The sequence below is a fragment of the Streptomyces coffeae genome, assembly GCF_016741875.1.
Taxonomy (GTDB): Bacteria; Actinomycetota; Actinomycetes; order Streptomycetales; family Streptomycetaceae; genus Streptomyces; species Streptomyces coffeae.
Map to the genome: position 1 here is coordinate 1 of NZ_JAERRF010000112.1, position 1,799 is coordinate 1,799.

Annotated in this window: 1 pseudogene; it reads left to right on the top strand. The window is 66.3% G+C overall.

The features are described 5' to 3' along the window. Window positions 1-45 precede the first annotated feature (45 nt). Window positions 46-1,799: pseudogene (locus tag JK363_RS41180) on the top strand (type I polyketide synthase); the annotation flags it as partial.

Consider the following 1,799-nt stretch of genomic DNA (forward strand, 5'->3'; position numbering starts at 1 on the left):
TTCAGGGCGGCGTCGTTGGCGGCGTTCCGTGACAGTTTGCCCAGTGTGTTGCGGGCGTTGGTTCCGGTGGTGTCGCAGCGGCGTGTTGCTGGTCGGGGGGTTGCTGGGGGTGATGGGGCGTTGGTTCGTCGTTTGCGGGGGTTGTCGGCTGTTGGGCAGGAGCGGGTGTTGCTTGATCTTGTTCAGTCGCAGATTGCGGCGGTGTTGGGGCATGCGTCTGCGGCGTCGGTTGATGCGAACCGGGCGTTCAAGGATCTTGGGTTTGATTCGCTGACGGCGGTGGAGCTGCGTAATCGGCTGAATGCGGCGACCGGGCTGAATCTGCCGGTGACGATGGTGTTCGACCATCCCACGCCCTCCGCCCTTGCCGAAAACCTGCGAACCCTGGTGCTGGGCCCTGCGGTAGAGGTGGCGGAGAGTGCGCAGCCTGTGCGCTCTGTGCCCCGGGGTGCGGAGGACGAGCCGATCGCGATCGTCGGGATGGGCTGCCGCTATCCGGGTGGTGCTGTCTCGCCCGAAGCATTGTGGGATGTGGTCGCGTCGGGGCGGGAGGGCTTCACGCCACTGCCTACCGATCGTGGCTGGGATGTGCCGATGATGGCCGACATCGCCACGGTCGGTGGCTTTGTCGAGGACGTTGCGGAGTTCGATGCGGAGCTGTTTGGGATCTCGCCGCGTGAGGCTCTAGCCATGGATCCGCAGCAGCGCTTGCTGCTGGAGATTTCGTGGGAGGCGCTGGAGCGGGCGGGTATCGATCCGTTGTCGCTCCGAGGCTCGGATACTGGGGTGTTCTCCGGGGTCTCGGGAAGCGGCTATGGCGGGTACGTTTTGGACCCGGAAGATGAGACGGGCGGATATCTGCTGACTGGCAGCACGCCCAGTGTCGCTTCGGGGCGGGTTGCCTATGCGCTTGGCTTCGAAGGTCCGGCGGTGTCGGTGGATACCGCGTGTTCGTCGGCTCTGGTGGCCCTGCACTTGGCGTGCCAGGCTCTGCGTGCCGGGGAGTGCGAGATGGCACTTGCCGGCGGCGCCACGGTGATGGCCACGCCGGGCATCTTCCTGGAGTTTGCCCGTCAGGGAGGTCTGGCTGCCGATGGTCGGTGTAAGTCGTTTGCGGAGGCGGCGGATGGTACGGGGTGGGCCGAGGGTGCTGGGGTGCTGGTGCTGGAGCGTCTGTCGGACGCCCAGCGGCAAGGGCATCAGGTGTTGGCGGTGGTGCGGGGGAGCGCGGTCAATCAGGACGGTGCGTCGAATGGTTTGACCGCGCCGAATGGTCCGTCGCAGCAGCGGGTGATTCGGCAGGCCTTGTCGAACGCGGGTCTGTCGCCCTCGGATGTGGATGCGGTCGAGGGGCACGGTACGGGGACGACGCTCGGTGACCCGATCGAGGCGCAGGCGCTACTGGCCACGTACGGGCAAGGGCGTGACAGTCAGGATCCGCTGTGGCTGGGATCGATCAAGTCGAACATTGGCCATCCGCAGGCTGCTGCCGGTGTGGCGGGTTTGATCAAGATGGTCATGGCGCTGCGGGAGCAGCAGCTGCCACGGACTCTCCACGTTGACGCGCCGTCGTCCCATGTGGATTGGGAGTCCGGTGCGGTGGAGTTGCTGGCGGAGTCGCGTGGGTGGCCGCGACGTGTGGAGGGTGTGCGTCGGGCGGGTGTGTCTTCGTTCGGGATCAGTGGGACGAATGCGCACGTGATCATCGAGGAGGCTCCCGCAGTAGAGCCGGTGGTTGTCGCGGAGCGGCCGTCGGTGGACTTGCCGGTGGTGCCTTGGGTGTTGTCGGGGCGGAGTGC